This window comes from Pseudomonas sp. 18-147 (genome assembly GCF_051048045.1).
Classification (GTDB): Bacteria; Pseudomonadota; Gammaproteobacteria; order Pseudomonadales; family Pseudomonadaceae; genus Pseudomonas; species Pseudomonas aeruginosa.
In genome coordinates this window covers 5,574,895-5,598,582 of the sequence record NZ_CP182296.1, presented here as the reverse complement: position 1 = coordinate 5,598,582, position 23,688 = coordinate 5,574,895, and the positions used below count along the sequence as shown (strand labels likewise).

Genomic DNA, 23,688 nt, shown 5'->3' with positions numbered 1-23,688 from the left:
CCCGACCGTCAGGCCGAGGTCAGCAGCTCGGCGCGGGCGAGCAGTTGGACGTGGCCGCCGACCCTGACGCTACCGTCTGTCGCGACCTGGACGTCGAGCCGGCTCGGCCGCTCGAGGAAGCGTCCCTGGTGCAGGACGAAGGGTTCGCCGCGCGCGGCAAGCCCGTATTCCACCAGGTAGGCGGCGACCGGACCGGCAGCGCTGCCGGTAGCCACGTCTTCCACCAGCCCCAGGCTGTCCCAGGTGCGGCCCTCGCGCCCGTCGACGTCGAGCAGATAGACAAACGCCGCGCCGAGTTTATCCAGGGCTTCTTGCAAATCGTTGACCTGACGGGCTCGACCCAGTGCCTCGGCGGTCACCGGCAGGAGCAGGTAGGGCAGGCCGGTGCTCACCACCCGCGGCGGATGCCCGGACAGGTCGTTGGCCGATAGCGAGAAGGCTTCGGCGAACCAGCGGCAGGTCCCGGCGTCCGGGGTGGCGCCGAATTCGGCGCGGCCCTGGTCCATCTCGGCGTAGAAACCGCTGCCCGCCCGCACGCTGCGCAGGGCCACCGACTTGCTGGCCAGGTGCAGCGTCCAGTGCTGTTCGTTGTCGCCGCCGCGCAGGTGATGGAGCAGGGCGGCGGCGCCGAGCAGCGGGTGGCCGGCGAACGGCAGTTCTTCCTCCAGGGTGAAGATCCGTGCGCGGAAGGCCCGTGGGTCGTCGCCCGGCAGCAGGAAGATCGACTCGAACTGGCGCAGTTCGCGGGTCCAGGCCTGCATGGCGGCGTCATCGAGGGCGCTGGCGTCGTCGAATACGGCCAGGCCGTTGCCGGTGAGCGGACGCTCGGCGAACACATCGAGTTGCCAGTAGCGTCGGGACATGGGCCTTTTCCTGTGAAATGGAATGAAAAACGCGAGGGGGGACTCGACAAGCAGCCTATCGGCCTTTATGTTCGCCGACAAGAAAGCGCCTGGCTGGCGCTTTCCAGGCCGCCGCAGCGGTCGGCGTCGCTCGGACGGTTCCGGGCGCTTACGTTACTCCGAGGACAGCATGGCTGAATCACGCCCTGCGCGCCGTTTCGCGCGCATCGACCGCCTTCCCCCCTACGTTTTCAATATCACCGCCGAACTGAAGATGGCCGCTCGCCGCCGTGGCGAGGACATCATCGACCTGAGCATGGGCAATCCCGACGGGCCGACCCCGCCGCATATCGTCGAGAAGCTCTGCACCGTCGCCCAGCGCGAAGACACCCATGGCTACTCCACCTCGCGTGGCATCCCGCGCCTGCGCCGGGCCATCTCGCACTGGTACCGTGACCGCTACGACGTGCAGATCGACCCGGAAAGCGAAGCCATCGTCACCATCGGCTCCAAGGAAGGCCTGGCGCACCTGATGCTGGCGACCCTCGACCATGGCGACACCATCCTCGTGCCCAACCCGAGCTATCCGATCCACATCTACGGTGCGGTGATCGCCGGCGCCCAGGTGCGCTCGGTGCCGCTGGTGCCGGGCATCGATTTCTTCAACGAGCTGGAACGGGCGATCCGCGAATCGATTCCCAAGCCGCGCATGATGATTCTCGGTTTCCCCTCCAACCCTACCGCGCAGTGCGTCGAGCTGGACTTCTTCGAGCGCGTGGTGGCGCTGGCCAAGCAGTACGACGTGATGGTCGTGCACGACCTGGCCTATGCAGACATCGTCTACGACGGCTGGAAAGCGCCGTCAATCATGCAGGTACCGGGTGCCAAGGATATCGCCGTGGAGTTCTTCACCCTGTCGAAGAGCTACAACATGGCCGGCTGGCGGATCGGCTTCATGGTCGGCAATCCCGAGCTGGTCTCGGCCCTGGCGCGGATCAAGAGCTACCACGACTACGGCACCTTCACGCCCCTGCAGGTGGCGGCCATTGCCGCTCTGGAAGGCGACCAGCAGTGCGTCCGCGATATCGCCCGGCAGTACCAGCAGCGCCGCGACGTCCTGGTGAAGGGGCTGCGCGAGGCCGGCTGGATGGTGGAGAACCCGAAGGCCTCGATGTACGTCTGGGCGAAGATCCCCGAGCCCTACGCGCATCTGGGCTCGCTGGAGTTCGCCAAGAAGCTGTTGCAGGACGCCAAGGTCTCGGTGTCGCCGGGGATCGGCTTCGGCGACTACGGCGACGATCATGTGCGTTTCGCCCTGATCGAGAACCGCGACCGCCTGCGCCAGGCGGTGCGCGGGATCAAGGCGATGTTCCGCGCCGACGGGCTGCTGTCGCCGCAGAGGAAGGTCGATAGCCTGGCGGAGTGATCCTCACGTCCTGCTACAAGGAAAAACGCCGTTTTCCCTGGGGAAAACGGCGTTTTCGTTAGCGTCCCGGGTACTCCGCCAGTACCGAGGCCTGGCCGCTCCTGGTCAGGCCGACGACCTGGTAGGCGTCCTGGCGGTCGCCCATTTCCATGCCCGGCGAGCCGACCGGCATGCCCGGTACGGCGGCGCCGACCAGGTCGGCGCGTTCGCGCAGCTTGAGGATGTCGGCTGCCGGCACGTGGCCTTCGACGAACTTGCCGTCGATCACTCCGGTATGACAGGAGCCCATGCTGTAGGGCACGCCGAGACGGCTCTTGACTGCGCTCATGTCTGCTTCCACATGGTCGGTGACCTTGAAACCGTTGGCTTCGAGGTGCTTGATCCAGTCCTTGCAGCAGCCGCAGTTGGCGTCGCGGTGGACGTCGATGGCCAGCGGTTCGGCGGCCTGGACCAGGGAGCCGTGGAGCAGGGTGGCGGCCAGGACGGCCAGGGGTGCGAAGCGGCGCATGGGATTCTCCTTGCTGCGAGCGAATGCCGGGAGCATACCGCTGGCACCCGCCGCCACCCAGCCGGTGAGCTGTATCCACTTGTGACGAAGCGATGCGCTGCCCGCCGCGCCGGGTTGCCGTTGGGCAGGGACGGATTGTCGCAGCGAACTCGTCGGCGCGGTTTGGGTCTGCTGTCCTTAGGGTTGCCGGGGCGTTCGCCGCCGGTGTCGAACTGACCGCTGGGGCAACAGGCCCGAGGAGAAAGGGGATGCTCTTCGCCCGTTTGGTTTTGCTGGTTCAGGCGCTGGTATGGGGCGCGCTGGGAGTGCTGTACTGGGTGCGTCCCTACGAGATGGCCAATCTCAGTGGCATGCTGCTGATGGAGCCTTCGGCGGTCAGCGATGCGCGGGTGTTCTATGGCGGCCATCAGTTCGCCCTGGCGTTGTTCCTGCTGTTCGCCCTGCGCCGGGCTTCGCTGGTGCAGCCGGCGTTGATCCTGGTAGTGCTGCTGCAATCGATCCTGACCCTGTCGCGGCTATTGATTGCCTGGATCGAGGGCGGGATGGAGGCCGACGGCAACCTGTTCGGCCTGCTGTTCCGCGGCGCAATGGCTGCCCTGGGGATCGCCGCCCTGTGGTGGCTGCAACGGCGGCCGCCCCGGCTGTCGGCACCCGGCGAGAGCGCCGAGCGTCGCGAGGACGACTTCGACGGCCTGTGACATTCAAGGTTGACTGCGGCTCGGGAAGTCCTTCAGCAACTGCGCGACGCCGCGGTCGAACGCTTCCTGGGTCAGCGCCGGATCGTGCAGTTGGCGGCTCAGCACGCTTTCCAGAAGGACCCTGCCGTTGCTTTCGTCAAGGATACGCAGCGCCAGCCTGGCCTCGGTGTCTTCGGTCAGTTGGGTCTGGGTGAAGACGCCATCCTGAGTGATCACCGGGCGCATTTCCAGGCCCGGCTGGCGTTGCAGGCCGAGGGCGTAGATCACCCGCAGGTCGCCGTGTTCCGCGTGGTAGCGATAGCCCTTGGCCTCCAGGGCGCGGCGCACGGCCGTATCGAAACGCTCCTCGAAGTCGATGCGGTGCCCCTCGGCGCGTACCGCCTGGATGAAGAAAGTCCGGTAATCCGCCGCTGTTACGCCAGGGGCGAGCCGTACGGGGCCCGGTTCATTGCGGCAGGCATAGAGCAGCAGGCCGAACAGGAGCAGCAGGACGAAGCGCAGGCTGAATCGGCGCATGGCGCGTTCCTTCCTCTTTTTTATCTTTGTGCCGCAAGCCTAGCCGTTGCCACGCGGCTTGCCGCCCATCCCCCGTTGGGTCAGTCGTCCAGCTCCACCCAGAGGCCTTCGGCGTCTTCCCGGCAGGGCAGGGCGCGCAAGCGCTCGCCAGCGCAGGGGCCGGCGACGCACTCGCCGGACTCGATGAGGAACAGCGCGCCGTGGCTGGCGCAACGGATCAGGCTGGCGCTGTCGTCGAGGAAGGCATCGGGCTGCCACTCCAACGGGATGCCGCGATGCGGGCAGCGGTTCAGGTAGATGTAGGCGCGGCCGTCGCGACGCACCGCGAACAGCCGCCGCTCATCGACGAGGAAGCCGCGGCTGTTGCCTTCGGCGAGATGGGAAGAGGGACACAGGTGGATCATGGGCGCTCCGTTTGCCGGGATCATTATCCCTGATCCGGAGGACGGCTTTCACCTGTGGCATGGAAAGCGCCCGGCATGGCCAGGCGCTGGGTATGGGGGCACTTCCGTGTGCGAAGGGGTAACGGGTCAGATGTCCCAGACCAGGTTGACCGCGAAATTGCGGCCTGGCTGGGACAGTCGGTCGATGTTGGCCGGGGCCAGCGCCGAAGCCTCGCCGACGCTGTCGTAGCCGCGCACGTCATCCCACAGCCAGTATTTCTTGTCGGTCAGGTTGTAGAGACCGGCGTTGAGGGTCAGGTCCTTGCTCAGCCTGTAGTAGGCGCTGAGGTCGAGGACGCCGAAGCCCGGGGTCTTGAACTGGCTGGCGGTGCCATCCGGGGTGTGGAAGGTGCTGTCGTCGACGCGATCCTTGCGTTTGACCAGGGTCCAGCTGAGCAGCCCGCCGTAGTTGCCGTCTGCTTCGTCGTAGCCCAGGCCGAACACTCCGGTGAGTGGGTTGACGCTGTTGATCGGCTCGCCGTTGTCCTTGTTGCGACCGTAGGCGTAGGCCACGCTGCCCTGGGTGTAGAGTCCCTGCGGCGCGCCGAAGGCGCCCAGCTCCAGGCGGCCCTTGAGCTCGACGCCCTTGATCACCGCCCGCTCGATGTTGTTGGACTGGAAGGTCTGGCCGTTGCCGCCGGTGCTATCGGTATTCAGGGCGTCTTCGTCGATGAAGTCGCGATATTTGTTGTAGAACACCGCTACGCCGAAGCTGCCTTCGTCGAACTTGCCGCGCAACCCGGTCTCGAAGCTCTGGCTCTTTTCCGGCTTGAGGTTGGGGTTAGGCTCGATGTGGTAGCCCGCCTGCAGGTTCTCGAATCGACCGTACAGCGCCTTGGCGGTGGGCGTGCGGAAGCCCTGGGCGTATTGGCCGTACCAGGTGTAGTGCTGGGCGAAGTCGTAGGTCACGCCGAACTTGGGCGAAACCCGGTGCCATTTCTTGTCCGACTCGTCGACCGCGGTGTTCTGGCTCTGCTTCATGGTGCGCAGGAACTCGTCGGTGATGTGCGGCTCCATGCGCGTGTAGTCGTAACGCAGGCCGGGAGTGAAGGTCCAGTCGTTCCAGCTGATGCTGTCCTGGGCGAACAGGGCGTAGGTCTTCACCGTCGGATCGGGAAAGTCGCTGCTGCGTTCCAGGGCATCGCGCGGGCTGTCCGCGCCGGTGTCCAGGTTGGTGCCGGTGCCGCTGCGCATGCCGGTGACCTTCTGGTGCTTGAGATTGATCCCGTAGCTCAGCAGGTGCTCGGTCTCGCCGATGGCGAAGCTCTTGTCCAACTGGCTGTCGAAGACCCACAGGCGTTCCTTGTAGGTAGTGTCGCGGGTACGCAGGACCTTGCGGGTGATCGGGTAGTAGAACTCGCGGGTCGCCTGGTCGGTCTTCGCCAACTGGTAGTTCAGGCTCCACTGGATGCGATCGGCGACCGGGCTGTCGAGCAGGAAATGGTGCCCCAGGCCGTAGCGCTCGCGAGTCAGGGTGTCGTTGCCCTTGCGCCACTGGTACATGCCGCCCGGCAGCATGCTCGGCGGGATGGCCGGCTTGCCCTTGTCGTACGGGCCGCCATAGGCGCTCTTCTGGTCGGTATCGACGTCGCTCTTGTACTTCTCGAAGATCAGCCCGAAGCGGCTGCCCTCGGCGTAGTTCCAGCCCAGCTTGCCGAGCAGGCTGTAACTGTCGGCGTCTTCCGGGTTGGCTTCGCTGCGCGAGAGCCCGGTGCCGCCGTGGCCGCCGTTGGATTCGGTCTCGTGGCCCTGGCGGTAGCCATAATGCAGCAGGCCGTCGAAGTCGTCGGCGCGGCCGGCGACGGTGGCCGAGGTCAGCCAGGAGTGGCTGGCCGACTCGTAGCCGGCCTTCAGCCGGGCGCCGACGTCCTTGCCGTCCTTGATGATGTCCGACGGGTCGAGGGTGAAGTAGCTCACCGCGCCGCCGATGGCGTTGCTGCCGTACAGCGCCGAGGCCGGGCCGCGAAGGATCTCCACGCGCTTTACGATGTCCGGATCGACGTAGTTGCGGTGGGTCTGCGCGTAGGGGCCGCTGAAGAAGTCGTTGGGCAGTTCGACCCCGTCGATCTGCGTAAGGATGCGGTTCCCGTCGATGCCGCGGATGTTGTAGCCGGTGATCCCGGCACGCTGGCCGGCGCCGCCGACCGAGACTCCCGGTTCGTAGCGCACCAGTTCCTTGATGTTGTTGACGTTCTGCCGGTCCAGTTGTTCGCGGGTCTGCACGCTGACGGTGCTCGGCACCGAATCCACTGCCTGCTCGGTACGGGTGGCGGTGATGGTGGTCGGGGTCAGCGGGACGGCGTTCCCCGCCAGAGCCAGGGAAGGGCTGAGCAACAGCAGGGCCAGGCAGGGGCGCAGGGCGAAGGGCGGGGAGAGCGGCATGTGGGACTCCTTGGGTCGGGCCGGTGGCGAATAGCCAGGGGGACGTCGGGCGCACAAGGTACTGCCAGAAAAACGCTAATGCAAATAATTATCAAATGGATTCAGATATGCGTTTTGTGGCAAAGTTCACCTGTTTTGCGCGTAGCGCGACCGAACCGGATATGCCCGAGGAACCGTCGATGAGCAGCACTCCCAGCCTTTCCCATTCCCCTGCCGAGCTTTACCGCGCCTGGCAGGACCTGCGCGCCGAGCGACCGCAGCTACGCGCGCGCGACGCCGCCGCGCTGTTGCAGGTCAGCGAAGGCGAGCTGGTCGCCAGCCGGGTCGGCATTGATGCCGTGCGCCTGCGGCCGGACTGGGCCGCCTTGCTGCCGGCGCTCGGCGAACTGGGGCCGATCATGGCGCTGACCCGCAACGAGCATTGCGTCCACGAACGCAAGGGGCCGTATCGCGAGGTGACGGTCTCTGCCAATGGGCAGATGGGCCTGGTGGTCTCGCCGGATATCGACCTGCGCCTGTTCCTGGGGGGGTGGAACGCTGTCTTCGCCATTGCCGAGGAGACAGCGCGGGGTACCCAGCGCAGCATCCAGGTGTTCGACCAGCAGGGCGTGGCGGTGCACAAGGTGTTCCTTACCGAGGCCAGCGACGTCCGCGCCTGGGAACCGCTGGTCGAGCGCCTGCGGGCTGCCGAGCAGGATGCCGTGCTGGCCCTGCGCGAACCCCGCGCGCCGGCTGCTTCGCTCGTCGATGCGCAGATCGATGCCGCCGCCTTGCGCGAAGGCTGGGCCGCGTTGAAGGACACCCATCATTTCCACGCCCTGCTGAAGAAGCATGGCGCGCAGCGCACCCAGGCGCTGCGCCTGGCTGGCGGCGAATGGGCCGAGCGCCTGGATAATGGCGACCTGGCGAAACTCTTCGAAGCGGCGGCCGAAAGCGGGTTGCCGATCATGGTGTTCGTCGGCAACGCCCACTGCATCCAGATCCATACCGGGCCTGTGTGCAACCTGAAGTGGCTGGACGACTGGTTCAACGTGCTCGATCCGGAATTCAACCTGCACCTGAAGACCACCGGCATCGCCGAACTTTGGCGGGTGCGCAAGCCGAGCACCGATGGCATCGTAACCAGCTGGGAGGCCTTCGACGCCGACGGCGAACTGATCGTGCAACTGTTCGGCGCGCGCAAGCCCGGCGAGCCCGAGCGCTACGACTGGCGCGAACTGGCCGAATCCTTCAAGGCGCTCTGAGGAGAGATCATGCGTATCGATCGACTATTCAACGGGTTGGCGCTGGGCATCCTGCTCGGCACCGGCATGGCCCAGGCCGCCGAGCTGCCGCAACGCTGGGTGAGCGCGGGCGGCTCGCTGAGCGAATGGGTGGTGGCGCTGGGCGGCGAGAGCAAGCTGGTCGGGGTGGACACCACCAGCCAGCATCCGCAGGCGCTGAAACAGTTGCCGAGCGTCGGCTACCAGCGCCAACTGGCTGCCGAGGGCGTGCTGGCGTTACGTCCGGATATCCTCATCGGCACCGAGGAAATGGGGCCTCCGCCGGTACTCAAGCAGCTCGAAGGCGCCGGCGTGCGGGTCGAGACCCTCTCCGCCAAGCCGGATCTGGAGGCACTGGAAAGCAACCTGAAGAAGCTCGGCGACTGGCTCGGCGTGCCCCAGCGCGCCGAGGCCGCCGAACTTGACTATCGTCAGCGGCTGCGGCGCCAGGCGGACTGGATCGCGGCCGCGCAGAAGAGTCAGCCGGCCCCGGGCGTCCTGCTGGTGATCGGCAACGCCGGCGGTCAGTTGCTGGTAGCCGGGCGCAATACCGGCGGCGATTGGGTCCTGAACCGAGCCGGAGCACGCAACCTGGCTACCCATGAGGGTTACAAGCCGATCTCGGTGGAAGCCCTGGCAGCGCTCGATCCGGTCGCGGTGGTGATCGCCGACCGCAGCCTCGAAGGTGATGCGGCGCGTGCCGCGCTGCTCAAGCAGAACCCCGGCCTCGCCGCAACCCGCGCGGCGCGTGACGGACGTCTGCTGGTGCTTGACCCGACGCTCCTGGTGGGCGGCCTCGGTCCGCGTCTGCCGGATGGCCTGGCGGCTCTCTCCGCAGCCTTTTATCCTTCCGCGAAACCGCTGAGTACGGAAGCCGCCCATTGAAATCGGTTGTTCGCCCCCGCGCACTGTTCGGTGCGCTGGGGATTTCGCTCGTGTTGGTCCTCTGGTTGTCCCTCGCCCTCGGTCCCGTCAGCCTGCCGCTGGGCGATACCCTGCGCGCCGCGCTGCGCCTGGCCGGGCTGCCGCTCGATGGAACGGGCCTGGCCCAGGCGGAAATGATCCTCGGCCAGATCCGCCTGCCGCGGACCCTGCTCGGCCTGGCCGTGGGCGCGGTGCTGGCGCTGTCCGGGGTGGCGATGCAGGGCCTGTTCCGCAACCCGCTGGCCGATCCAGGGCTGGTCGGGGTGTCCAGCGGCGCGGCCCTCGGCGCTGCGCTGGCCATCGTGTTCGGCGCCTCGCTGGGTGGCTTGCCGGCGTTCCTCGCGCCTTACCTGCTGTCACTGTGCGCCTTCGGCGGTGGCCTGGGGGTGACCTGGCTGGTCTATCGACTTGGCCGCCGCGATGGCCAGACCAGCGTGGCCACCATGTTGCTGGCAGGGATCGCCTTGACCGCGCTGTCCGGCGCGGTGATCGGACTGTTTACCTATCTCGCCGATGACGCCACCTTGCGTACCCTGACCTTCTGGAACCTGGGCAGCCTGAACGGCGCCAGCTACCCACGACTCTGGCCGCTGCTGCTGGTGGCGCTGCTGGTGGCCTGCTGGCTACCGCGCCGGGCAGATGCGCTGAACGCACTGCTGCTCGGCGAGTCCGAGGCCCGTCACCTGGGCTTCGACGTCGAGCGATTGAAGGCCGAACTGGTGCTTTGCACTGCCCTCGGCGTCGGCGCCGCAGTGGCGGCGGCGGGGATGATCGGCTTCATCGGCCTGGTGGTGCCGCACCTGATCCGTCTGGTTGCCGGTCCGGATCATCGGACGTTGCTGCCGGCCTCGATGATGGCCGGCGCCATTCTCCTGCTGCTTGCCGACCTGCTGGCGCGCCTGGCGCTGGCTCCGGCGGAGTTGCCGATCGGCATCGTCACGGCACTGATCGGCGCGCCGTTCTTCCTTTATCTGCTATTGCGGGGGCGGGCCTGATGCTGCGCGTGGAGAACCTGTCCATCCGCCGTGGCGGAAAGACTGTACTGGAAGGCCTCGAAATGGAGCTGCGGCCTGGCGAGATGCTCGGCGTACTCGGCCCCAACGGCGCTGGCAAGAGCACCTTGCTTGGCGCTCTCTGTGGCGAACTGGAGCCGGCCGAAGGGCTGGTGCTGCTCGACGAGCGCGGCCTCGACGACTGGCCGGGCGTCGCTCGCGCGCAGCGCCTGGCGGTGCTGCCGCAGAGTTCGTCGCTGGGCTTCGCCTTTCCGGTGGAGGCGGTGGTCGGCTTCGGTCGGCTGCCCCATTCCAGCGGCCGCGAGCGCGATGTGCAGATCGTCGCCGAGGCCTTGGCGGCGGCCGACGCCAGCCATCTGGCCGGGCGCAGCTACCTGGCGCTGTCCGGCGGCGAACGCCAGCGCGTGCACCTGGCGCGGGTGCTGGCGCAGCTGTGGCCGGGCGAGCCGGGGCAGGTGCTGCTGCTCGACGAACCGACCTCGGCGCTCGACCCGCTGCACCAGCACACCACCCTGCAGGCGGTGCATGATTTCGCCCGCCGCGGTGCCTCGGTGCTGGTGATCCTCCACGATCTCAACCTGGCCGCGCGCTATTGCGACCGCCTGCTGCTGTTGCAGAATGGTCGCCCGCACCTGCTCGGTACGCCCGAGGAAGTCCTGCGCCCCGAGCCGTTGCGCGCGGTGTTCGGCCTCGAGGTCCTGGTCCAGCGTCATCCCGAGCGAGGTCATCCGCTGATCGTCGCCCGTTGAAGGAGTCGCCATGCGCATTCGCCTGTTCGCTTTCTGTCTGCTGCTGGGCGGCTGCCAGTCCCAACTGCCGCCGCTGCCTGATTGGCAGAGCCCGGAAGGGCGCGACGATCCGCAGACGGGACGAATAGTCGAATTGCGCAGCGGCGTGACGCTGAGCCCGCAGCAACTGGTCGCACGCCTGGCGGCCGCGCCGCGAGTGATCGTCGGCGAGAAGCACGACAATCCCGATCATCATGCCGTGGAACTGTGGCTGGCGCAGGCCCTGGGCGAATATCGGGCACAGGGCAGCCTGCTGCTGGAAATGCTCGATCCCGGCCAGCAACCACGGGTGGATGCGGTCCGCGCACAACTCGGGACCGGCAAGCCGGTGGCGAACCTGGAGCAGGCCCTGGACTGGCAGAAAGGTTGGGACTGGACGCAGTACGGACCCCTGGTGTCCTGGACGGTTGCGCAACCCGCGCCGTTGCTGGCGGCGAACCTCCAGCGGAGCGAGATCATGCGCATCTACAGGGAGCGACCGCCGCTTCCCGGAACGGCCTCCAGGCGTGACAGCGTGCGCCTGCCGCTGCTTGCGCAGATTCGCGAATCCCACTGCGGCATGCTTCCCGACGATCAATTGCCGGCGATGCTCGCCGTCCAGCAGCAACGCGACCGCCGTATGGCCGAGCGTCTTCGCGATGCGCCACTGCCGGCGATGCTCGTCGCCGGCAGCTTCCACGCCCGGCGCGACCTCGGCGTACCGGTCCACCTGCGCGACCTTGGTGCGGAGAAGGGTGCGCAGGTACTGATGCTGGTCGAGGCCGGGCAGGCGGTAACGACGCGTGAGGCCGACTACGCCTGGTACACGCCGGCACAGCCGGACAAGGACTATTGCGCGGAGATGAAGAAGGCACGTTGAAGGAAGGGCGCGAGGCCTGGAGCCGTGTATCGCGCTACGTTTTCGCGGGCAAAAAAAGACCCGGCAAAGTGCCGGGTCGAAACCGTGATTAGCCTGATGAGGAGATAATCTGAAGAGTCCGACTGCTTGGTCTCTCAGCTTACCTGCTGGCCTCGCGACCAGTTGTTGTAATAATAACTATTCTCATTATCAGGTCAAGCCGGTTCTCATTCATTCCATCGCCAGCCGATGAACGGTCGTCTCCGGCCGAATCGCAGGCAAAAAAAGACCCGGCAAAGTGCCGGGTCAAAAACCGTGATTAGCCTGATGAGGAGATAATCTGAAGAGTCCGACTGCGTGGGTCTCTCAGCTTACCGGCTGATCTCGCGACCAGTTGAGTGATATAATAATGATTCTCATTTCCATGTCAAACGCTTTCGCCAAACTTTTCTGCTAGCTAGTCGCGAGCCCTCTGGAATGGGCCTCAGGCGCTGCGGCGCAGGCGCAGTTGGGTCACTTCCCGGTTAAGCAGGTCTATCCGCCGGGCCATGCCTTCGATCAGGCTATGGGCGATTCGCGGGTTGTTCTGCATAAGGCCGAGGAACTGCTCCTTGGGAATCACCATCACCGTGCAGGGTTCGCTGGCGACCACCGTGGCGCTGCGTTTCTCGCGAGTGAACACGGCCATGGCGCCGAAGATCTCGTCCTTCTGCACATCGCCGACTTTCTGGCCGTCCACCAGCGCTTCGGCGTGCCCTTCGATGATGATGAATACATGATCCGCATCGTCGCCCTGGCGGATCAGCGCCTCGCCCGCGGCGAAGTGGCGGAAGCCGGTGGCCGGGCGGACTTCCGGCTGCTTCAGGTGCGCCAGCGCATCGCCGAGCAGGGCAGTCTGTCCGATCAGGTACTGCAATAGCAGTTCCTGACGTTCCTGGTCAGCATGGATGTGCTGGAGCAGCGCATCGCGCGAATAGGGCAGCAGGCGGATCGGCTCTTCGTTGGCATGCCGGCAGGCGGGGAGCTCGAGTCCGCGTCGAAGTCCGAGGAGGTCGCCTTCCTGGAGGTAGAACAGTGGGCGTTCGTCGACCAGCGCATGCAGCAGGCCGCTTTCCACCAGGAATACCTGGTCGGCGGGCAGCTCGCGTTCCAAGTCGTCGCTACGTTCCAGTTCCAGGGCGGGGCCGCTGGGTGCCAGGCCTTCGAGCAAGCGGTGAGGGATTCCCTGCAGGCGATTGATCAATTGGTCGGCATACGCCGGTTGCTCGCCGAGTAGATACATGGCCATTTCCTTGAGCTGCCTGGTCGGGAGAGGAGGTACGAACGTCCACGAGACGATAGGTGGGCGCCCGGGGGGGAGTAAATATCTTCCCGTGGCAGGTGTGAGCTAGCTCTTGTTTCGCACGGGGAAAGTCTCCAGCTCGCCGAGCAGTGCGGCCTTGTGGTCTGGGGACAGCTCGTTCCAGTGAACGTCGAGGAGTGCGCCTTCGATGGCATAGAGCAGGACTTTCGAGGCTCGGAAGCCGCGCGCGCGGACCGCGCGATAGGCTCCCACCGAGCCGAGCCGACGCAGATCGGTGGCGCTGTGGATACCCACGGCATGCAACCATTGGGTCGAGGTTTTCCCGAGGTTTTTCAGGTTCAGCAGTTCGTCGTTCATCGTCGGTCCTTGCGATGCCGCTCAGAAGCGTGATGGCGCGGAACTGCCTGGAACCGGTCCGGAGCCGACAGGGCCGGCGCGATGGAGCGAGATGGCCGACGCGAGCGGCCTTCGCCCTTACGATCCGGCGTAGGCGGTCCGGGACCGATCCTCAGCCGGCCGGGTACCTGCCAGAAGTGTAGCGGCCTCCCGGCAAAACGTGGCCTGGCGTGGTCCTTCCGCTTCTCAGGGCTCCGGCAGGTAGCGCAGGCGGGTGCCGAAGTTCACCGACATGCGGATCTCGTCCGGCGCCAGGCGCAACGGGAAATACGTACCGGATATCTGCGCATGGGCCAGGCTGGCGCCCTCCAGGCGCGCCTCGCGCAGATCCACGCCGCGCAGGTCGGCGCCGCGGAAATAGGCATCGCTGAAGTCGACGCGGGCGGCATCCAACAGACGCAGGTCGAGGCCGCGGAAGTCGCCGCCGGCCAGGTCGATCCAGCCGTCGGCCGGCTTCTGTCGGTTGAAGCCTTCGATGTCTTCGGCGTGGAGCAGTTGGTAGAGCGGCGAGTCGAGCTGACGGGGCGAGTTCATGGGCGGCGTCCTGCGCAGAAGGCTCGCCGTGAGTATAGAAGAGCAGCGGCACGGCGCCCGCCCTGGAGGGGCGGGCGCCGTGGCAGTTCGTTCAGAGACCGGGCAGGCGCTGGCGAATGCCGTCGACCAGCCCGTCGAGGCTGGCCGCGTCGTGGGTGTCTACACGCTTGCTCTGGACCGTCTCCGCCGCTGTCAGCGGCTCGCGGGTAGCCTGCTGGGTGCGGATCACGTCGAGAGTCGCGTCGGACGGGTCCTTGCCTTCCGCCTGGCGTTGCGCAAGCCAGCCGGCGATCACCGCTTCGGGTGCCTGGCAGTCGAGGATCAGGAACGGCACGCCGGTTTCTTCCGCGATGTGGCAAGCGGCCTGGCGCTGATTCTGCTTCAGGTAGGCGGCGTCGATCACCACCGGATAGCCGGCCTGGAGGATCTTCGCGGCCAACTGGTGAAGGTGCGCATAGGTCGCTTCGCTGGCCTGGCTGCTATAGATGCCGGCGGCGAACTGGCCCCTGTCGTGTTCCGGCTGCTCGCCGAACAGACGCTTGCGTTCGACATCCGAGCGCAGGCGCACGGCGCCCAGAGCCTCCACCAGACGCATGGCCACCTGGCTCTTGCCGACCGCGGAGACACCATGGGTGACCGCCAGGAAGCGCGAGGGAATGGCGCTGTAGCTTTCCGCCAGGTTGGCGTAGTTGCGGTACTGGCGCAGGGTCGCGGCGCGCTGCACGGCATCGGTCTGGTAGCCGAGGCTGAACAGCGCGACCTTGGCGCGGACCATGGCGCGGTAGGCCTTGTAGAAGTTCAGCAGTTCCAGGGCCTGGTAGTCGCCGGTGTGTTCCAGATAGAGGCTGACGAAGCGTCGAGCGTGGCACTTCAGGCCGCGATCTTCCAGGTCCATCGCGAGGAAGGCGAAGTCGGCGCAGACATCGGTGAAACGGAACGGCTCGTTGAATTCGATGCAGTCGAACAGCACTACCCTGCCGTCGATCAGCGCGGCGTTGCCTAGGTGGATGTCGCCGTGGCATTCGCGGATGAAGCCCTTCGCCTTGCGCTCCTGGAGCACCGGCAGCAGGCGTTCGAAGCTGCTTTCCGCCCAGGCTTCGAGGGCATCCAGCTGTTGCAGGTCGGCCTTGTCCTTGAGCAGCGGGCGAACCTGCTCGAAATTCTGCCGCACCGGCGCCATGCAGGACTCGGCGGTGCCCAGCGGGTGCTCCAGCGGCACCTTCGGAGTGTTCTGGTGGAAGTGCGCGATCTGCTCGGCCAGTTCGTCGATATGCTGGTTGGACAGTTCGCCGCGGCCCTGGATTGCCGCCAGCAGGTTGTCCTGCGGGAACTGGCGCATCTTCAGCAGGTATTCGATTGCCTCGCCGTCGCCGCCGATCCGCGGCGCCTCTTCGCTGCCGGTGATCGGCAGGACCTCCAGGTAGAGATCGTCGGTGAGGCGCTGGTTCAGGCGCAGCTCTTCGTTGCAATAGAAGCGGCGCTTGTCCAAGCTGGTGAAATCGAGAAAGCCGAAATCCATCGGCTTCTTGATCTTGTAGGCGTAGGGACCGGTCAACAGGACCCAGGAGATGTGCGTCTCGATGACCTCGAAGCGCTCCACCGGGTGGGGGTAGAGGGCCGGGTTCTGCAGGGCGGCGATCAGGGTCTGGCTCACGGGATATCCTTGCCTCTGAAATATGCGAAAACCCGCATTATGGCGGGAAGGGGTGACAGTGCAAACCTCGCTGGCGGATAGCAACCATTTGCCGGATCGCCGGTCGAATGCGCCGCGCTGCCGCCGCGTCTATCCACCGGGGCCGCGCAGACCGTGGATGCCGCCGATGCGGTGTCTGTCCGCTGTGGATAAAGTACGTATAATGCGCCGCCATGACGCGTCCCCGATCCCCCCGTTCCCGTAACAGCAAAGCACGCCCGGCACCCGGCCTGAACAAATGGCTCGGCTGGGCTCTCAAGCTCGGCCTCGTCGGCCTGGTGCTCCTCGCCGGCTTCGCCATCTATCTCGATGCCGTGGTGCAGGAGAAATTCTCCGGCCGGCGCTGGACCATCCCGGCGAAGGTCTATGCCCGCCCGCTGGAGCTGTTCAACGGCCTGAAGCTGAGCAGGGAAGACTTCCTGCGCGAACTCGACGCCCTCGGCTACCGTCGCGAGCCCAGCGTGAGCGGCCCTGGAACCGTATCGGTGGCGGCCAGCGCGGTCGAACTCAATACCCGTGGCTTCCAGTTCTACGAAGGCGCGGAACCGGCCCAGCGCGTGCGCGTGCGCTTCAACGGCAACTACGTCAGCGGGCTGAGCCAGGCCAACGGCAAGGAACTGGCGGTGGCGCGCCTTGAGCCGCTGCTGATCGGCGGCTTGTATCCGGCGCACCATGAGGATCGCATCCTGGTCAAGCTCGATCAGGTGCCGACCTACCTGATCGACACCCTGGTCGCGGTCGAGGATCGCGACTTCTGGAACCACCATGGCGTGTCGCTGAAATCCGTGGCCCGGGCGGTGTGGGTCAACACCACGGCCGGCCAGCTGCGCCAGGGCGGCAGCACCCTGACCCAGCAGTTGGTGAAGAACTTCTTCCTGAGCAACGAACGCAGTCTGAGCCGCAAGATCAACGAAGCGATGATGGCGGTGCTGCTGGAACTGCACTACGACAAGCGCGACATCCTCGAGTCCTATCTCAACGAGGTGTTCCTCGGCCAGGATGGGCAACGAGCGATCCATGGCTTCGGCCTGGCCAGCCAGTATTTCTTCAGCCAGCCGCTGGCCGAGCTCAAGCTCGACCAGGTGGCGCTGCTGGTCGGCATGGTCAAGGGACCGTCCTACTTCAACCCGCGGCGTTACCCGGATCGTGCGCTGGCGCGGCGCAACCTGGTGCTCGACGTGCTCGCCGAGCAGGGCGTGGCGACCCAGCAGGAAGTCGACGCCGCCAAGCAGCGCCCGCTCGGCGTTACCCGGCAGGGCAGCATGGCCGACAGCTCCTATCCGGCCTTCCTCGACCTGGTCAAGCGCCAGTTGCGCCAGGACTACCGCGACGAGGACCTGACCGAGGAAGGGCTGCGCATCTTCACCAGCTTCGATCCGATCCTGCAGGAGAAGGCCGAGACCTCCGTCAACGAAACGCTCAAGCGTCTCAGTGGGCGCAAGGGGGTCGACCAGGTCGAGGCGGCGATGGTCGTGACCAATCCGGAAACCGGTGAGATCCAGGCCCTGATCGGCAGTCGCGACCCGCGCTTCGCCGGCTTCAACCGGGCCCTGGACGCGGTGCGGCCGATCGGTTCGCTGATCAAGCCGGCGGTCTACCTGACCGCTCTCGAGCGGCCGAGCAAGTACACCCTGACCACCTGGGTGCAGGACGAGCCCTTCGCGGTGAAAGGCCAGGACGGCCAGGTCTGGCGACCGCAGAACTACGACCGGCGCTCGCATGGCACGATCTTCCTGTACCAGGGCCTGGCAAACTCCTACAACCTGTCCACCGCCAAGCTCGGCCTCGACGTCGGTGTGCCCAACGTGCTGCAGACCGTCGCCCGGCTGGGTATCAACCGTGACTGGCCGGCCTATCCTTCGATGCTGCTGGGCGCCGGTTCGCTCAGTCCGATGGAGGTCGCCACCATGTACCAGACCATCGCCAGCGGCGGCTTCAACACGCCGTTGCGGGGGATCCGCAGCGTCCTCACTGCCGACGGCCAGCCGCTCAAGCGCTATCCGTTCCAGGTCGAACAGCGCTTCGACTCGGGCGCCGTCTACCTGGTGCAGAACGCCATGCAACGGGTCATGCGCGAAGGCACCGGGCGTTCGGTGTACAGTCAATTGCCGTCGTCGCTGACCCTCGCCGGCAAGACCGGCACCAGCAACGACTCGCGCGATAGCTGGTTCTCCGGTTTCGGCGGCGACCTCCAGGCTGTGGTCTGGCTCGGTCGCGACGACAACGGCAAGACGCCGCTTACCGGCGCCACCGGTGCCTTGCAGGTGTGGGCCAGCTTCATGCGCAAGGCGCATCCGCAATCGCTGGAAATGCCGATGCCGGAGAACGTGGTGATGGCCTGGGTCGACGCGCAGACCGGGCAGGGCTCGGCGGCGGATTGCCCGAATGCCGTACAGATGCCCTATATTCGTGGCAGCGAGCCCGCCCAGGGCCCAGGCTGCGGGAGCCAGAACCCCGCCGGCGAGGTGATGGACTGGGTACGTGGCTGGCTGAATTGATCCGAGAGGACCTGACGTGAAGAAGATTTTCGTATTCGCCGCGCTTGCCGGCAGTGCCCTGCTCGCGGGCTGTGCCAGCCCGCAGCATGGGGCGATCCCGGTGGTGGATTCCGGCACTCCGGTTTCCAACCAGGAAAGCGGCGGTTTCCGCATCACCCGTACCCAGGTACCGCGTACCCAGCAAGGCGCCGCCACCCAGGGCATTCCCCAGGGCGGCGACTCCGGCGTGGTGGTGATGGTGCCGCAGGGCGCCAATTCCGCACCGATCCAGACTTTCCCGGCGCAGTCCGGCGCCGCGCCGATCAGCAGCGCTCCGCTCGGCACCGGCACCCAGTACCAGGCTCCGCCCAGCAGCGCCTCCACGCCACCGCTGGGTGGCAGCTACAACATGCCGCCCAGCGGCGCCAGTCGTTCCGCGCCCACCGGCATTCCGGCCTCCGGCTCGGCCGGCAGCCTGGCGGCCGACGAGCAGTTGGACGGGCCGGTCCTGGCGATGCTCACAACCGCCCAGCAACAGCAGGGCAGCGGCGACCTGAACAGCGCCGCCGCCAGCCTCGAGCGAGCCCAGCGCATCGCTCCGCGCGAGCCGCAGGTGCTCTATCGCCTGGCCCAGGTGCGCCTGGCCCAGGGCGATGCGGCCCAGGCCGAGCAGGTCGCGCGCCGTGGCTTGAGCTACGCCAATGGCCGGCCGGCCTTGCAGGCCGGGCTCTGGGAACTGATCGCCCAGGCGCGGGAGAAGCAGGGAGACTCCGCCGGCGCTGCGCTGGCCCGGCAGAAGGCCAAGGTCAGCTCCTGATGGATCGACGGGTCTATGCGCTGGCCGACCAGTTGTTGCTGATCGAGCGTGAGTTGCGTGCCCTCGGCTGGTGGAGCGAAAGCCGCCCCGCCCCGGAAGCGCTGGCCAGCCCCGAGCCGTTCTGCGTGGATACGCTGGCGCTCGAGCAATGGCTGCAATGGATCTTCCTGCCACGGATGAAGCTGATTCTCGAAAGCGACAGCGCCTTGCCGCAAGCCTCGGGTATCCTGGCCATGGCCGAGGTGGCCTATGCGCAGCGTGGCGAGGAAGTCGCCGGCCTGCTGGCGGCGCTTGGCGAGTTCGACCGGCTGATCGGCGGGCCGTCATGAGACTTCGGCAGTAAAGAAAAGCCCGGCTACAGGCCGGGTTTTTCTTTGCTTCAAGCAAGGCGGAGAGTCGGATCAGCCCCATGCTGCGGGACGGGGCTGTGTTCGCCTCAGCGGCAATTCTCCTGGATCGCCTTTTCGGCCTTGGCGATTCGCTCCTGGCGTTCTTCCTCGCCGAGGCGACGGAGTTCGCCCTTGCCTTCGTCGACCCTTACGCGCGGGTTGTTCTTCAGTTGCGCGAGGTTGTTGCGGGTCTCTTCGCAGAACTGCTTGCGCTCGGCCTCTTCCTTCGCCACTTGCTGCTTCACCTTGTCGTCGATCGCCTTCTGCTCGGGATCGGCCGGTTTCTGCTGGATGGTCGGTGCCGGTGTCGAGGGGGGCAGGGGGAAGTTGTCCGGCGGCGGGGCGGTCTGGGTATTCACCGTGGTCGCTTGCGCACCTTGCGGCGGTTGTGCGCCGAAGTGGGTGACGCCCTCGGCGTCGACCCATTTGTAGATCGGGGCGGCCATGGCGAAAGAGGAGAGGGCGAGCAACAAGCTGGCCGGGAGGATCATGCGTCGCATGCGGAGTCCTTGGAATGCGCTAACTGCGGCTAACTATAACCAAATCCGCCAGCGCGGCATGCTGCACGGCATCACAACCGCCGCCGGAGACGGCCTCGCCGTGGCAAGTCCTCGCGGGAATCATGGGCATTTTGGAAAAGTTTGCTCTAAATCGGAATTTTATAGCCATAAAATCTGTTTTTGGTCATTGATCAGCTTTTTTATGGAAGGGTATGGCAGCTTCCTTGGAATTTTTTTTGATAATTTTCAGAATAAAGCTTGACTTGCGTTCGACGAATGCGAAGAATCCAAGCTCGCTGTAGCGGGCCGTCTGCAACCCAGTCCCCTCTCCGGCAGACCATGAGGTGCCTACCCGCGCCGAAAGTTACACCCTGCTTCGCGTTACCTCGCGCTGGGTGGAAGAGCTCCGTAACACCAGGCGCCCTTCCAAGTTTGCTCAATCGGCAGTTGACGTAGCCGGTGACTACCGTCACCCATGCTCTGCCGGGCAGCCAACCGAATTTCGGTCGCCCGCCCCTGGGTGGCCGTATAGCGTTCTAGAGGTGAAAACGTGGAGCTTTTATCTGGCGCTGAAATGGTCGTCCGCTCGTTGCGCGACGAAGGCGTTAAGTACATCTACGGGTACCCGGGTGGTGCCCTCCTGCATATCTACGACGCGCTCTTCAAGGAGCACGACGTGACCCACATCCTGGTGCGCCACGAACAGGCGGCTACCCATATGGCCGACGGCTACGCCCGCGCCACCGGCAAGCCCGGTGTCGTGCTGGTGACTTCCGGCCCGGGCGCGACCAACGCCATCACCGGTATCGCCACCGCATACATGGACTCCATCCCGATGGTGATCCTGTCGGGCCAGGTGCCGAGCAACATGGTCGGTACCGATGCGTTCCAGGAAACCGACATGGTCGGGATCTCCCGGCCGATCGTGAAGCACAGCTTCATCATCAAGCATCCCTCGGAAATTCCCGAGGTGATCAAGAAGGCCTTCTACCTGGCGCAGTCCGGTCGTCCGGGGCCGGTGGTCGTGGATATTCCGAAGGACATGGGCGACCCGACGCAGAAGTTCGAATATTCCTATCCGAAGAAGGTCAAGTTGCGTTCGTACAGCCCGGCCGTTCGCGGTCACTCGGGACAGATCCGCAAGGCCGCCGAGATGCTCCTGGCCGCCAAGCGCCCGGTGGTCTATTCCGGCGGCGGCGTGATCATGGGCAATGCCGCGGCGCCGCTGACCGAGCTGGCGCAGATGCTCAACCTGCCGGTGACCAACACCCTGATGGGCCTCGGCGGGTATCCCGGCGCGGACCGCCAGTTCCTCGGCATGCTCGGGATGCACGGCAGCTTCACCGCCAACCTGGCGATGCATCACAGCGACGTGATCCTCGCGGTCGGCGCGCGTTTCGACGACCGGGTCATCAACGGCGCGGCGAAGTTCTGCCCGAACGCCAAGATCATCCACATCGACATCGATCCGGCGTCGATTTCCAAGACCATCAAGGCCGACATCCCGATCGTCGGCCCGGTGGACAGCGTTCTCACCGAAATGGTCGCGATCGTCAGGGAAATCGGCGAGACCCCGAACCAGGATGCCCAGGCTGCCTGGTGGAAGCAGATCGACGAGTGGCGTGGTAACCGTGGGTTGTTCCCGTACGACAAGGGCGACGGCAGCATCATCAAGCCGCAGACCGTCATCGAGACGCTCTACGAGGTTACCCATGGCGATGCCTTCATCACCTCCGATGTCGGCCAGCACCAGATGTTCGCCTCGCAGTACTACAAGTTCAACAAGCCCAATCGCTGGATCAACTCCGGCGGTCTCGGCACCATGGGCTTCGGCTTCCCGGCGGCGATGGGCATCAAGCTCAACTTCCCGGACGACGATGTCGCCTGCGTGACCGGCGAGGGCAGTATCCAGATGAATATCCAGGAACTGTCTACCTGCCTGCAGTACGACCTGCCGGTGAAGATCGTCAACCTGAACAATGGTGCCCTGGGCATGGTCCGCCAGTGGCAGGACATGCAGTACAACAGCCGTTATTCGCATTCCTACATGGAATCCCTGCCGGACTTCGTCAAGCTTGCCGAAGCCTACGGGCATGTCGGCATGCGCATCACCGACCTGAAGGATCTGAAGCCGAAGATGGAGGAGGCGTTCGCCATGAAGAATCGCCTGGTCTTCCTCGACATCCAGGTGGACGCCAGCGAACACGTCTATCCGATGCAGATCCGTGACGGCGCGATGCGCGACATGTGGCTGAGCAAGACGGAGCGTACCTGATCATGCGACACATCATTTCCCTGCTGCTGGAAAACGAGCCAGGCGCATTGTCCCGTGTGGTCGGCCTGTTCTCCCAACGCAACTACAACATCGAAAGCCTGACCGTGGCGCCGACCGAGGACCCGACCCTGTCGCGTCTGACGCTGACCACCGTGGGGCACGATGAGGTGATCGAGCAGATCACCAAGAACCTCAACAAGCTGATCGAAGTGGTCAAGCTGGTGGATCTGTCGGAAAGCGCCCATATCGAGCGCGAGCTGATGCTGGTGAAGGTCAAGGCCACGGGCGCCCAGCGCGCCGAGGTCAAGCGCACCACCGATATCTTCCGTGGGCAGATCGTCGACGTCACCAGTAGCGTCTATACCGTGCAACTGGCGGGTACCAGCGACAAACTGGACAGCTTCATCCAGGCCATCGGCACCGCGTCGATCCTGGAAGTGGTCCGCAGTGGCGTCACCGGCATCGCCCGTGGCGACAAGACTCTGAGCATCTGAACTGAAAGCAGGCCCGCGAGGCCTTACTGAAGGGGAATTCCCATGCGCGTTTTCTACGATAAAGACTGTGACCTCTCGATCATCCAGGGCAAGAAAGTTGCCATCATCGGCTACGGCTCCCAGGGCCACGCCCATGCCTGCAACCTGAAGGACTCCGGCGTCGACGTCACCGTGGGCCTGCGTAGCGGCTCCGCCACCGTGGCCAAGGCCGAAGCGCACGGTCTGAAGGTTGCCGACGTGAAGACCGCCGTCGCCGCAGCCGACGTGGTCATGATCCTCACCCCGGACGAGTTCCAGGGCCGCCTGTACAAGGAAGAGATCGAGCCGAACCTGAAGAAGGGCGCCACCCTGGCCTTCGCTCACGGCTTCTCCATCCACTACAACCAGGTCGTCCCGCGCGCCGACCTCGACGTGATCATGATCGCGCCGAAGGCCCCGGGTCACACCGTGCGTTCCGAGTTCGTCAAGGGCGGTGGCATCCCTGACCTGATCGCCATCTACCAGGACGCTTCCGGCAACGCCAAGAACGTCGCCCTGTCCTACGCCTGCGGCGTCGGCGGCGGTCGTACCGGTATCATCGAAACCACCTTCAAGGACGAGACCGAAACCGACCTGTTCGGTGAGCAGGCCGTTCTCTGCGGTGGTTGCGTCGAGCTGGTCAAGGCCGGTTTCGAAACCCTGGTCGAAGCCGGTTACGCGCCGGAAATGGCCTACTTCGAGTGCCTGCACGAGCTGAAGCTGATCGTCGACCTGATGTACGAAGGCGGCATCGCCAACATGAACTACTCCATCTCCAACAATGCCGAATACGGTGAGTACGTAACCGGTCCGGAGGTGATCAACGCCGAGTCCCGTGCTGCCATGCGCAACGCCCTGAAGCGCATCCAGGACGGCGAGTACGCGAAGATGTTCATTACCGAAGGGGCGGCCAACTACCCGTCGATGACTGCCTACCGCCGCAACAACGCCGCTCACCCGATCGAGCAGATCGGCGAGAAGCTGCGCGCGATGATGCCGTGGATCGCAGCCAACAAGATCGTCGACAAGAGCAAGAACTAAGCGGCTCCGGCGACAGACGAAGAAACGCGGCCCCGGCCGCGTTTTTTCGTTCTTGCCTGGCGATCTGGTATAAAGCCTGGGCCGGCGGAGTTGTCTTCCTAGTCAGAAGTG

24 protein-coding genes are annotated in these 23,688 nt (G+C 65.4%); 14 read left to right on the top strand and 10 right to left on the bottom strand.

The genetic code is table 11. The features are described from left to right. Window positions 1-8 precede the first annotated feature (8 nt). Window positions 9-863 (bottom strand): PhzF family phenazine biosynthesis protein, encoded by an 855-nt coding sequence (locus ACM0M4_RS26555; RefSeq protein WP_003095108.1) that lies wholly within the window; start codon window positions 861-863, stop codon window positions 9-11. Window positions 864-1,032: 169 nt separating this feature from the next. On the opposite strand from ACM0M4_RS26555, the gene alaC reads away from it, so the two are divergent. Next, window positions 1,033-2,268: an alanine transaminase gene (gene alaC / locus ACM0M4_RS26550; RefSeq protein WP_003100170.1), complete on the top strand. Its 1,236-nt coding sequence runs from the start codon at window positions 1,033-1,035 to the stop codon at window positions 2,266-2,268. Between the two features lie 58 nt (window positions 2,269-2,326). On the opposite strand, the gene ACM0M4_RS26545 is transcribed toward alaC, so the two are convergent. Beyond that, the gene (locus ACM0M4_RS26545) at window positions 2,327-2,776 is read right to left on the bottom strand and encodes a DUF411 domain-containing protein (RefSeq protein WP_003095106.1); all 450 of its coding nucleotides are present in this window, start codon (window positions 2,774-2,776) and stop codon (window positions 2,327-2,329) included. Between the two features lie 248 nt (window positions 2,777-3,024). Here ACM0M4_RS26545 and ACM0M4_RS26540 point away from each other — a divergent pair, with 248 nt between their 5' ends. Continuing rightward, entirely contained in the window at window positions 3,025-3,474 is a 450-nt protein-coding gene (locus ACM0M4_RS26540; RefSeq protein WP_003095105.1) for a DUF4345 family protein, read from the top strand. A gap of 3 nt (window positions 3,475-3,477) precedes the next feature. On the opposite strand, the gene ACM0M4_RS26535 is transcribed toward ACM0M4_RS26540, so the two are convergent. The 3 genes from ACM0M4_RS26535 to phuR form a co-directional block, all read right to left on the bottom strand. After that, a complete protein-coding gene (locus ACM0M4_RS26535; RefSeq protein WP_003100166.1) occupies window positions 3,478-3,990 on the bottom strand; it encodes a DUF4136 domain-containing protein in 513 nt (170 codons plus the stop codon). Window positions 3,991-4,070: 80 nt separating this feature from the next. Next, the gene (locus ACM0M4_RS26530; RefSeq protein ID WP_003121065.1) at window positions 4,071-4,418 is read right to left on the bottom strand and encodes a Rieske (2Fe-2S) protein; all 348 of its coding nucleotides are present in this window, start codon (window positions 4,416-4,418) and stop codon (window positions 4,071-4,073) included. Window positions 4,419-4,520: 102 nt separating this feature from the next. Further along, window positions 4,521-6,815, bottom strand: a complete 2,295-nt coding sequence (gene phuR / locus ACM0M4_RS26525) for a heme/hemoglobin uptake receptor PhuR (RefSeq protein WP_023129125.1) — start codon at window positions 6,813-6,815, stop codon at window positions 4,521-4,523. 179 nt (window positions 6,816-6,994) lie between these two features. On the opposite strand from phuR, the gene ACM0M4_RS26520 reads away from it, so the two are divergent. From ACM0M4_RS26520 to ACM0M4_RS26500, 5 genes are read left to right on the top strand one after another with little or no spacing between them, the layout of a single operon-like run. Next, window positions 6,995-8,059 carry a hemin-degrading factor gene (locus ACM0M4_RS26520; protein WP_023129124.1) on the top strand — a complete coding sequence of 355 codons (1,065 nt, stop codon included), beginning with the start codon at window positions 6,995-6,997 and terminating at the stop codon, window positions 8,057-8,059. A 9-nt stretch (window positions 8,060-8,068) separates the two neighbouring features. Next, window positions 8,069-8,962 (top strand): hemin ABC transporter substrate-binding protein, encoded by an 894-nt coding sequence (locus ACM0M4_RS26515; RefSeq protein ID WP_003095100.1) that lies wholly within the window; start codon window positions 8,069-8,071, stop codon window positions 8,960-8,962. Between the two features lie 50 nt (window positions 8,963-9,012). After that, window positions 9,013-9,996 (top strand): FecCD family ABC transporter permease, encoded by a 984-nt coding sequence (locus tag ACM0M4_RS26510; protein ID WP_003121063.1) that lies wholly within the window; start codon window positions 9,013-9,015, stop codon window positions 9,994-9,996. Then, window positions 9,996-10,763 (top strand): heme ABC transporter ATP-binding protein, encoded by a 768-nt coding sequence (locus ACM0M4_RS26505; protein ID WP_023129123.1) that lies wholly within the window; start codon window positions 9,996-9,998, stop codon window positions 10,761-10,763. Before ACM0M4_RS26510 ends, ACM0M4_RS26505 begins: the two co-directional genes overlap by 1 nt. Before the next feature lie 10 nt (window positions 10,764-10,773). Next, entirely contained in the window at window positions 10,774-11,661 is an 888-nt protein-coding gene (locus tag ACM0M4_RS26500; protein WP_023129122.1) for a ChaN family lipoprotein, read from the top strand. 463 nt (window positions 11,662-12,124) lie between these two features. On the opposite strand, the gene cbpA is transcribed toward ACM0M4_RS26500, so the two are convergent. From cbpA to ACM0M4_RS26480, 4 genes are all read right to left on the bottom strand, one after another. Beyond that, window positions 12,125-12,922 (bottom strand): cAMP-binding protein CbpA, encoded by a 798-nt coding sequence (gene cbpA / locus ACM0M4_RS26495; protein WP_003095096.1) that lies wholly within the window; start codon window positions 12,920-12,922, stop codon window positions 12,125-12,127. Window positions 12,923-13,027: 105 nt separating this feature from the next. Then, on the bottom strand, window positions 13,028-13,300 hold the full coding sequence (locus ACM0M4_RS26490) for a TfoX/Sxy family protein (RefSeq protein ID WP_003095094.1): 273 nt from the start codon (window positions 13,298-13,300) through the stop codon (window positions 13,028-13,030). Between the two features lie 225 nt (window positions 13,301-13,525). Further along, complete coding sequence (locus ACM0M4_RS26485; RefSeq protein ID WP_003095090.1) at window positions 13,526-13,873, bottom strand: pentapeptide repeat-containing protein; 348 nt, start codon at window positions 13,871-13,873, stop codon at window positions 13,526-13,528. A 91-nt stretch (window positions 13,874-13,964) separates the two neighbouring features. Continuing rightward, entirely contained in the window at window positions 13,965-15,527 is a 1,563-nt protein-coding gene (locus tag ACM0M4_RS26480; RefSeq protein ID WP_003111353.1) for a bifunctional aminoglycoside phosphotransferase/ATP-binding protein, read from the bottom strand. A 212-nt stretch (window positions 15,528-15,739) separates the two neighbouring features. On the opposite strand from ACM0M4_RS26480, the gene mrcB reads away from it, so the two are divergent. From mrcB to ACM0M4_RS26465, 3 genes are read left to right on the top strand one after another with little or no spacing between them, the layout of a single operon-like run. Next, window positions 15,740-18,064: a penicillin-binding protein 1B gene (gene mrcB, locus ACM0M4_RS26475; RefSeq protein WP_003111352.1), complete on the top strand. Its 2,325-nt coding sequence runs from the start codon at window positions 15,740-15,742 to the stop codon at window positions 18,062-18,064. A 16-nt stretch (window positions 18,065-18,080) separates the two neighbouring features. Continuing rightward, the gene (lpoP, locus tag ACM0M4_RS26470) at window positions 18,081-18,860 is read left to right on the top strand and encodes a penicillin-binding protein activator LpoP (RefSeq protein WP_003116066.1); all 780 of its coding nucleotides are present in this window, start codon (window positions 18,081-18,083) and stop codon (window positions 18,858-18,860) included. Beyond that, window positions 18,860-19,189, top strand: a complete 330-nt coding sequence (locus ACM0M4_RS26465; RefSeq protein WP_003123490.1) for a YqcC family protein — start codon at window positions 18,860-18,862, stop codon at window positions 19,187-19,189. Before lpoP ends, ACM0M4_RS26465 begins: the two co-directional genes overlap by 1 nt. Window positions 19,190-19,296: 107 nt before the next feature. Here the strand turns inward: ACM0M4_RS26465 and ACM0M4_RS26460 are convergent, their stop codons facing one another. After that, on the bottom strand, window positions 19,297-19,749 hold the full coding sequence (locus tag ACM0M4_RS26460) for a DUF4124 domain-containing protein (RefSeq protein ID WP_003095076.1): 453 nt from the start codon (window positions 19,747-19,749) through the stop codon (window positions 19,297-19,299). On the opposite strand from ACM0M4_RS26460, the gene ACM0M4_RS26455 reads away from it, so the two are divergent. From ACM0M4_RS26455 to ilvC, 4 genes are all read left to right on the top strand, one after another. Beyond that, window positions 19,739-20,011 carry a hypothetical protein gene (locus ACM0M4_RS26455; RefSeq protein WP_153549457.1) on the top strand — a complete coding sequence of 91 codons (273 nt, stop codon included), beginning with the start codon at window positions 19,739-19,741 and terminating at the stop codon, window positions 20,009-20,011. The two genes, ACM0M4_RS26460 and ACM0M4_RS26455, sit on opposite strands and share 11 nt — an antisense overlap. 288 nt (window positions 20,012-20,299) lie before the next feature. After that, the gene (locus tag ACM0M4_RS26450; RefSeq protein ID WP_003095071.1) at window positions 20,300-22,024 is read left to right on the top strand and encodes an acetolactate synthase 3 large subunit; all 1,725 of its coding nucleotides are present in this window, start codon (window positions 20,300-20,302) and stop codon (window positions 22,022-22,024) included. Between the two features lie 2 nt (window positions 22,025-22,026). Next, window positions 22,027-22,518, top strand: a complete 492-nt coding sequence (gene ilvN, locus ACM0M4_RS26445; protein ID WP_003095069.1) for an acetolactate synthase small subunit — start codon at window positions 22,027-22,029, stop codon at window positions 22,516-22,518. 42 nt (window positions 22,519-22,560) lie between these two features. After that, window positions 22,561-23,577, top strand: coding sequence for a ketol-acid reductoisomerase (ilvC, locus tag ACM0M4_RS26440; protein WP_003095066.1), 1,017 nt, complete (start codon window positions 22,561-22,563; stop codon window positions 23,575-23,577). Window positions 23,578-23,688: the final 111 nt, after the last annotated feature.

Coding starts and splice junctions, on each gene's coding strand:
- ACM0M4_RS26555 (WP_003095108.1), bottom strand. CDS start 863: ATGTCCCGACGCTACTGGCAACTCGATGTGTTCGCCGAGCGTCCGCTC.
- alaC (WP_003100170.1), top strand. CDS start 1,033: ATGGCTGAATCACGCCCTGCGCGCCGTTTCGCGCGCATCGACCGCCTT.
- ACM0M4_RS26545 (WP_003095106.1), bottom strand. CDS start 2,776: ATGCGCCGCTTCGCACCCCTGGCCGTCCTGGCCGCCACCCTGCTCCAC.
- ACM0M4_RS26540 (WP_003095105.1), top strand. CDS start 3,025: ATGCTCTTCGCCCGTTTGGTTTTGCTGGTTCAGGCGCTGGTATGGGGC.
- ACM0M4_RS26535 (WP_003100166.1), bottom strand. CDS start 3,990: ATGCGCCGATTCAGCCTGCGCTTCGTCCTGCTGCTCCTGTTCGGCCTG.
- ACM0M4_RS26530 (WP_003121065.1), bottom strand. CDS start 4,418: ATGATCCCGGCAAACGGAGCGCCCATGATCCACCTGTGTCCCTCTTCC.
- phuR (WP_023129125.1), bottom strand. CDS start 6,815: ATGCCGCTCTCCCCGCCCTTCGCCCTGCGCCCCTGCCTGGCCCTGCTG.
- ACM0M4_RS26520 (WP_023129124.1), top strand. CDS start 6,995: ATGAGCAGCACTCCCAGCCTTTCCCATTCCCCTGCCGAGCTTTACCGC.
- ACM0M4_RS26515 (WP_003095100.1), top strand. CDS start 8,069: ATGCGTATCGATCGACTATTCAACGGGTTGGCGCTGGGCATCCTGCTC.
- ACM0M4_RS26505 (WP_023129123.1), top strand. CDS start 9,996: ATGCTGCGCGTGGAGAACCTGTCCATCCGCCGTGGCGGAAAGACTGTA.
- ACM0M4_RS26500 (WP_023129122.1), top strand. CDS start 10,774: ATGCGCATTCGCCTGTTCGCTTTCTGTCTGCTGCTGGGCGGCTGCCAG.
- cbpA (WP_003095096.1), bottom strand. CDS start 12,922: ATGTATCTACTCGGCGAGCAACCGGCGTATGCCGACCAATTGATCAAT.
- ACM0M4_RS26490 (WP_003095094.1), bottom strand. CDS start 13,300: ATGAACGACGAACTGCTGAACCTGAAAAACCTCGGGAAAACCTCGACC.
- ACM0M4_RS26485 (WP_003095090.1), bottom strand. CDS start 13,873: ATGAACTCGCCCCGTCAGCTCGACTCGCCGCTCTACCAACTGCTCCAC.
- mrcB (WP_003111352.1), top strand. CDS start 15,740: ATGACGCGTCCCCGATCCCCCCGTTCCCGTAACAGCAAAGCACGCCCG.
- ACM0M4_RS26465 (WP_003123490.1), top strand. CDS start 18,860: ATGGATCGACGGGTCTATGCGCTGGCCGACCAGTTGTTGCTGATCGAG.
- ACM0M4_RS26455 (WP_153549457.1), top strand. CDS start 19,739: ATGCGTCGCATGCGGAGTCCTTGGAATGCGCTAACTGCGGCTAACTAT.
- ACM0M4_RS26460 (WP_003095076.1), bottom strand. CDS start 19,749: ATGCGACGCATGATCCTCCCGGCCAGCTTGTTGCTCGCCCTCTCCTCT.
- ilvN (WP_003095069.1), top strand. CDS start 22,027: ATGCGACACATCATTTCCCTGCTGCTGGAAAACGAGCCAGGCGCATTG.
- ilvC (WP_003095066.1), top strand. CDS start 22,561: ATGCGCGTTTTCTACGATAAAGACTGTGACCTCTCGATCATCCAGGGC.